Genomic DNA, 6,032 nt, shown 5'->3' on the forward strand with positions numbered 1-6,032 from the left:
GTTGTCCACAGGCTGTGGGCAAGTTCTCCACAGACCTGTGGGCAACTCCTAGCGCCTGGGGATCGGGCTGAACACCTCGTCCCAGGCAGCCGCGACCTGACGTGCGCAGGTCCACGGCGACACTCCGTCGACTCCGGTTCCCAGTCCCGGCATGGCGATCGTGCGCACGACGTCGCGCAGGGGCCTGCCGTCGTCGAGCCGCCCGGTCTGCCACAGCCGGAGCACCGCGCGCGCCGCGAGGTACGGGTGCACGCTGTCGTCCGGCAAGCGCTCGCCCAGCACGCGCCTGGTCGGCGCGCTGACGAGCCACTCGGGCTGGGGCTCGCCGGTCGGCACGGTCAGCGCCTCCCCGACCGGGAGCTCGCCCCCGTGCAGCGCCAGCACCGCCCGCCGCACCTGGTCCTCCACGTGGGGGAAGGCCCGCGCGTACAACTCGTCCACGCCGGTCCGCAACCAGCCGGACGAGTTCCCGAAGCTGACCACGGCCTCGGCGACGATGTCCAGCACCGAACCGCGGTGCACCACCACCCCTGTTCGGCCGTCGGCCACACCGGCCCAGGCCCTCGTGAGCGGTTCATCTACGGCGCACAGCACCAGACGGGGAACTACAACCGGAGCGTTGATCTCACCCTCCGTATCGGCGGCCACGTGGACAAGCATTCCAGGAGAGATGCGCTGTGCGGAACAGGGGCGGGCACCCGCCGCGCGGGTGATCCTCGCCTCAACGGCGATCACCATGTGTGCTGCTCGTATGGTTGCGCCCGTGCCACGCATCGCCTACTTCGGCCCCAGGGGAACCTTCACCGAGCAGGCCGCGCGCGGCTTCGGCGCGGACCTGGACCCCCGCGAGACCATTCCAGCAGCCCTGGGAGCCGCCCGCACGGGTGATGCCGAACTCGCCTGCGTGCCGGTGGAGAACTCCGTCGAGGGCGCCGTCCCCGCCACCATGGACGCGCTCGCCGAGGGCACCCCCCTGGTCGTCGTCGCCGAGACCGTGCTCGCGGTCAGGTTCAGCCTGCTGGTCCGTCCGGGTGGTGGACCGGTCCGCACCGTCGCCAGCCACCCGCACGCGCTCGCCCAGGTGCGCTACTGGCTCGCCGCGAACCTGCCCGACGCCGTCGCGGTGGCCGCGACCTCCACGGCGGCGGCGGCCGTCGCGGTGCAGCGCGGCGAGCACGACGCGGCGGTGACCGCGCCCGTGGCGGCCGAGCACTACCCGCTGGAGGTCGCGGCGACCGACCTCGCGGACGTGCGCGACGCCAAGACCAGGTTCCTGCTGCTGCGCAAGCCCGGCCCGCTGCCCGAGCCCACCGGCTCCGACCGCACCTCGGTCGTGGTGACCGCGCCGGACCGGGTGGGCGTGCTGTCGGACGTGCTGCTCGAACTCGCGCTGCGCGGCGTCAACCTGACCCGGATCGAGTCCCGGCCCACCAAGGGCCCGCTCGGGGAGTACCGGTTCTACATCGACTTCGACGGCCACGTCGCCGAGCCGAGGGTGGGGGACGCCCTGGCCGCGCTGCGCAGGCACTGCCCGGAGACCCGGTTCCTCGGCTCCTACCCGAAGGCCGTGCGCGAGGACGTGGTGGCGCAGAACGCGGATTTCGTGGCCGCGGCCGAGTGGGTCGCGACGATCAGGGAGGGCAGGGGCGCGTGAGGTTGTTGCTGGTCAGGCACGGTGAGACGGCGTCGAACGTGGCGATGGCGCTGGACAGCCTGCCACCGGGCCCGCCGCTCACCGAGGCCGGTCGGGCCCAGGCGGAGGCGCTGGCGCGGGACCTGGCGGACGTGCCGGTCACCGCCGTGCACGCGAGCGTCGCGGTGCGCGCCCAGCAGACGGCGGCCCCGGTCGCGGCGGCGCACGGCCTGGAGGTCCAGGTCGTGGATGGCGTGCAGGAGATCTTCTGCGGCGAGCTGGAGGGCCGCAGCGACCGCGAGGCGTACGGGACCTTCATGAGCACCGTGCGCTCGTGGGCCGACGGCGACCTGGACGTGCCGCTGCCCGGCGGCGAGTCCGGAAGGCAGGTCCTCGACCGGTACCTGGCGGCGGTGGAGGAGGTCACCGCCGGGCGCGCGGAGGACGACGTGGTGGTGCTGGTCAGCCACGGCGCCTCGCTGCGCATGGCGGCGCTGGCACTGGCGACCAACGTGACCCCGGCCCTGGTCGCGGCGGGGCTGCTGCCCAACACCGGGCGGGTGGAGCTGGAGCGGGCCGGCGACGGGTGGGTCTGCACCTCGTGGACCGGCGTGGACGTGGCCGGCTGAACCGGCGGTCGGGCCCGCCCCTCGTCGGGCCCGACCGGGAGGTCACCGCAGCCTGCGGGTGGCCACCCACCAGCCGGCCGCCAGCAGAGCCGCCGCGAGGGCCAGGAAAATCCCCAGCTCCACGAACTGGAACGGCCAGAAGCGCGAGTCGGGGTGGTAGCCGACGAGGACCCTGCCGAACACCTCGCCGTCCACCAGGTCGTCGTAGCGCTGGTAGTCCACCGGCCAGATCTGTCCCGGCACTTGCTCCTCCGGAACCACCAGCGGCGGGGCGTAGTACCGGCGCAGCCCCAGCAGCGACACCAGCGCCAGCGGCGCGTGCAGCAGCAGCGCGCCCACCGCCGCGAGCAGCGCGTTCCCCCGCAGCAGGCCCAGCAGGGCCGCCGCCGCGAACACCACCAGGGCGTAGCCGACCGGAACGACGCCCTGGGCCTGGAAGAGCGGGCTGATCAGCGGCGACGTGCCCGCCGACGGGGCCGCGCCCCCGACGACCCAGCGCGCGACCAGCCCCGTCACCAGCGCGCACAGCGCCAGCGGCACCCCGGTGACCAGCAGCTTCGTCGCCCACCACCGGTCGCGGGACACGGACTGGGTGAGGGTGAGCGCGTGCGTGCCCCGCTCGACGTCCGGCGCGAACACCGCCGCCCCGGCGAACGCCCCCAGCAGCAGCGGCCCGCCGAGCAGCGGCAGCGTCAGGAGGTCGTAGGAGGTGTGCCCGACCACCCCCGCCTCGCCCCACCGCGTCAGCCCCAGCGCCAGCGCCGCGAACGCGGTGAACCCCAGGGCGCCCAGCACGTGCGCCCGCTGCTGCCGCCACGCCAACCAGGTCATGGCGCCACCGCCCGCGACGTGCGCAGGTAGCCCAGCGCGAGGTCCTCCAGCGACGGCCGCGCGCAGGTCCAGCCCGGCACGTCCCCCGTCCTGGCCAGCACCGTCCGCTGCCGGCCCACCGCGCTCGACTCCACCACCCCGTCCGGCGCCGGGAGGTCGGCGGACCCGACCAGCACCCGGTGCGCGTCCAGCAGCTCGTCCACCGGCCCCTCCAGCGGCACCCGGCCGTCGGCGAGCAGGACCAGGTGGTCGCACGCGCTCTCCAGCTCGGACAGGACGTGCGAGGACATCAGCACCGACATCCCGGTGTCGGCGACCTCGCCCAGCAGCGCCCCCATGACCTCCCGGCGCGCCAGCGGGTCGAGTTCGGCGAGCGGCTCGTCCAGCAGCAGCAGTTCGGGCCGCCTGCCCAGTGCCAGCGCCAGCGCCACGCGGGTGCGCTGGCCGCCGGAGAGCCGGTCGACCTTCGCGTCCAGCGGCACGCCCGCGTTCTCGACCAGCCGCAGCGCGTGCTCCGCGTCCCAGCCGGGGTTCAGCTCGGCGCCCGCGCGCAGCACCTCGGCGGTGGTGAACCCCCGGTACAGCGGCTTGGTCTGGCCGAGGTACCCGACCCTCGGGTGCGCCCCCGACCGGCCGGGCCGCTCGCCCAGCACCAGCAGCTCCCCGCTGTCCGGCCGCAGCAGGCCGACGGCCAGGCGCATGAGCGTGCTCTTGCCCGCCCCGTTCGGCCCGACCAGCGCCGCGAAACCACCGCGCGGCACCCGGAACGCGCAGTCGCGCAGTCCGCCGCCCCGCCGGTGGCGCAGCGTCAGCGCCGACGCCTCCAGCACGTGCTCCACTTCGCTCCCCCTAGTCACTCGTCACCCCGGTACACCTCGTCGAGCCGCGCCTGGACGAGCGCCTCGACGTGCTCCCGGTCCAACCCGGCCACGCGTGCGCGGGCGACCCAGTCGGCCAGCTCGGCGCGCAGCGCCCCGTCGTCCGGCCCGGCCAGCGAGGCGGAGACGAACGTCCCGAGCCCGCGCCGCGCCTCGACCAGCCCGTCGCGCTCCAGCTCGCGGTAGGCCTTCAGGACGGTGTTGGGGTTGATCGCGGTGGCCTCGACGACCTCCCGCGCGGTGGGCAGCCGGTCACCGGGCCGCAGCAGTCCCAGGCGCAGCGCGTGCCGGGCCTGGTTGACGATCTGCTGGTAGGTGGCCACCCCGGAACGGCGGTCGATCCGGAACTCGATCACCTCAACACCCTTTCACTACTTAATTAGTGAAAGCATGGTGCACCGAGGGGAGGGTGGTGGTCAAGGGGGTGGCCGGAGCGGGGCGCCGGCCGGTGGGGGAGTCGTGCAGCGCGGTGCCGGTGGCGCGCGGGTCACCGATCGTGGTCCGGTGGCTGTCCGGGTCGATGCCGCGCTGACGCGGTCGATGAACGCGGTCAGCTCCTCCACCGCGCCGTTCCCGTCGCACCACCGCCCGTGGGTTTGCCGTCAGAACACCGCCGTCAGATCGCCGCCGCTCCTCGCGCCTCCAGCGCGGCCAGGGCCTCGGTCAGGGTGGCCACGGTCCGGCGGGCGGCCTCCTCGGTCAGCACCAGGTCCACGGTCCGGTCCACGGTCAGCTCGACCTCGCCCGCGGCCGTGGCGCACTCGATCGTCGCGCCGTCCTCGACCTTGATGTACGTGGACATGTGGGTTCCGCCTGTGAGGATCACGGGTTTCGGCCTTCCGCTCGGGGAGTTCGGGGCCGGTGGGACCGCGGGCGCGAGGTCCCGGAGGACTCGCTGCGCTTCGTCGGAGACGCGATCCCACCGACGCGAAGCACGTTATCGGCGCACGTGCACTTAGTCATGCTCCCGATCGAGTGATATCGGAATGATCGAATGCCCCATAGAGTTGCGCCCCATGGCGAACACGCAGACCAGGCGCCGCCGAAAGCTGGGCCTCTACCTGCAGGAACTGCGGAAGAAGGCGGGTCGCACGCCGGACGACGTCGCCGAGCTGCTCGGCATCTCGCGGCCCACCGTCAACCGGACCGAGAGCGGGCACACGAGGTGCCGCCGGGCCGAGTTGCAGGCCGTGCTCGGGTACTACGGGGCCTCCGAGGACGAGCGCGCCAAGGCCGTCCTGCTCTGGGAGGACGCCAAGGACGACGCGACCAAGATCCGCTTTCCGGCCCGCAGTTCGAGCGCCTTCCGCACCTTCCTCCAGGCGGAGGCCGAGGCCACCACGCTCGACGCCCTCGACCCGTACCTGGTCAGCGGCCTGCTCCAGACCCCGGACTACGCCCGCGCGGTCCAGAGCGCCGTCGCCCTGCCCTTCGAGGAGTCGGAGGCGGAGGTCGGTCAGTACGTCACCTCGCGGCTCGACCGCCAGCGTCGGCTGACCGGGGAGAAGCCGCTGGTCATGCGCGCCTTCCTGGACGAGTCGGTGCTCACCCGCGAGGTCGGCGGCGCGAAGGTCATGGCCGGGCAGCTCCGCCACCTGCTCGACCTCGTCGAGCGCGACAACGTCGAGATCCGCGTCGTCCCCTTCGGCGCGGGGGCGTACGGCCTGATGTCCGGCGGTTTCACCATCCTCGGCTTCGGCGATCCGGAAGACCCGCCCGCCGTCTATTTGGAACACGCAGGCGGGGGCATCTGGGTAGAGGATGAAGAGGCAGTGCAGCGCTACGTCCACATGATCAGTGGGCTCGGAGCGGTGGCGTTGTCGGAGAGCGCGACCGTCGAGCTGATCCAGAACAACATGAAGGCGTTTGAGAGGCGATGACTACCTGGCGCAAGAGCAGCAGGTCTGGTGCAGGGGCCAACAACTGCGTTGAGGTCGCGCACGACCGGGGCTCCGCCCTGTTCCGCGACAGCAAGGCCCCCGAGTCCGGCCGGTTGACGTTCACCACCGACGAGTTCCAGCGGTTCCGCACCGCCGCCGCCGAGGGGCGGTTCGACCGCTG

Annotated in this window: 9 protein-coding genes; 4 read left to right on the plus strand and 5 right to left on the minus strand. The window is 73.3% G+C overall.

Translation table 11 applies throughout. The features are described from left to right. Positions 1-48 precede the first annotated feature (48 nt). Positions 49-660, minus strand: a complete 612-nt coding sequence (locus ACTUAL_RS11865; protein WP_218181952.1) for a macro domain-containing protein — start codon at positions 658-660, stop codon at positions 49-51. 103 nt (positions 661-763) lie between these two features. On the opposite strand from ACTUAL_RS11865, the gene pheA reads away from it, so the two are divergent. Together pheA and ACTUAL_RS11875 are read left to right on the plus strand one after the other, a co-directional pair. Further along, a complete protein-coding gene (pheA, locus tag ACTUAL_RS11870) occupies positions 764-1,654 on the plus strand; it encodes a prephenate dehydratase (protein WP_177154575.1) in 891 nt (296 codons plus the stop codon). Next, positions 1,651-2,262: a histidine phosphatase family protein gene (locus tag ACTUAL_RS11875; RefSeq protein ID WP_096491000.1), complete on the plus strand. Its 612-nt coding sequence runs from the start codon at positions 1,651-1,653 to the stop codon at positions 2,260-2,262. The genes pheA and ACTUAL_RS11875 overlap by 4 nt, the downstream gene beginning before the upstream one ends. A gap of 42 nt (positions 2,263-2,304) precedes the next feature. Here ACTUAL_RS11875 and ACTUAL_RS11880 read toward each other — a convergent pair whose 3' ends face one another. The 4 genes from ACTUAL_RS11880 to ACTUAL_RS11895 form a co-directional block, all read right to left on the minus strand. Continuing rightward, entirely contained in the window at positions 2,305-3,093 is a 789-nt protein-coding gene (locus tag ACTUAL_RS11880; protein WP_440900278.1) for a hypothetical protein, read from the minus strand. Continuing rightward, positions 3,090-3,950, minus strand: a complete 861-nt coding sequence (locus ACTUAL_RS11885; RefSeq protein WP_440900279.1) for an ATP-binding cassette domain-containing protein — start codon at positions 3,948-3,950, stop codon at positions 3,090-3,092. The genes ACTUAL_RS11880 and ACTUAL_RS11885 overlap by 4 nt, the downstream gene beginning before the upstream one ends. Next, positions 3,947-4,327, minus strand: coding sequence for a GntR family transcriptional regulator (locus ACTUAL_RS11890; RefSeq protein ID WP_096491003.1), 381 nt, complete (start codon positions 4,325-4,327; stop codon positions 3,947-3,949). Before ACTUAL_RS11890 ends, ACTUAL_RS11885 begins: the two co-directional genes overlap by 4 nt. A gap of 260 nt (positions 4,328-4,587) precedes the next feature. Then, the gene (locus tag ACTUAL_RS11895) at positions 4,588-4,773 is read right to left on the minus strand and encodes a hypothetical protein (RefSeq protein ID WP_096491004.1); all 186 of its coding nucleotides are present in this window, start codon (positions 4,771-4,773) and stop codon (positions 4,588-4,590) included. A 214-nt stretch (positions 4,774-4,987) separates the two neighbouring features. Between ACTUAL_RS11895 and ACTUAL_RS11900 the strand changes: the two genes are divergently transcribed. Together ACTUAL_RS11900 and ACTUAL_RS11905 are read left to right on the plus strand one after the other, a co-directional pair. Next, complete coding sequence (locus ACTUAL_RS11900; protein ID WP_440900280.1) at positions 4,988-5,851, plus strand: helix-turn-helix domain-containing protein; 864 nt, start codon at positions 4,988-4,990, stop codon at positions 5,849-5,851. Then, a partial coding sequence (locus ACTUAL_RS11905) for a DUF397 domain-containing protein (RefSeq protein ID WP_253843883.1) occupies positions 5,848-6,032 on the plus strand: 185 nt, incomplete at its 3' end. The genes ACTUAL_RS11900 and ACTUAL_RS11905, both read left to right, overlap by 4 nt.

Source organism: Actinosynnema sp. (assembly GCF_052038725.1).

Bases quoted from the DNA above. Each gene is read 5' to 3' on its own strand.
- ACTUAL_RS11865 (WP_218181952.1), bottom strand. From the start codon at position 660: ATGCTTGTCCACGTGGCCGCCGATACGGAGGGTGAGATCAACGCTCCG.
- ACTUAL_RS11880 (WP_440900278.1), bottom strand. From the start codon at position 3,093: ATGACCTGGTTGGCGTGGCGGCAGCAGCGGGCGCACGTGCTGGGCGCC.
- ACTUAL_RS11895 (WP_096491004.1), bottom strand. From the start codon at position 4,773: ATGTCCACGTACATCAAGGTCGAGGACGGCGCGACGATCGAGTGCGCC.
- ACTUAL_RS11900 (WP_440900280.1), top strand. From the start codon at position 4,988: ATGGCGAACACGCAGACCAGGCGCCGCCGAAAGCTGGGCCTCTACCTG.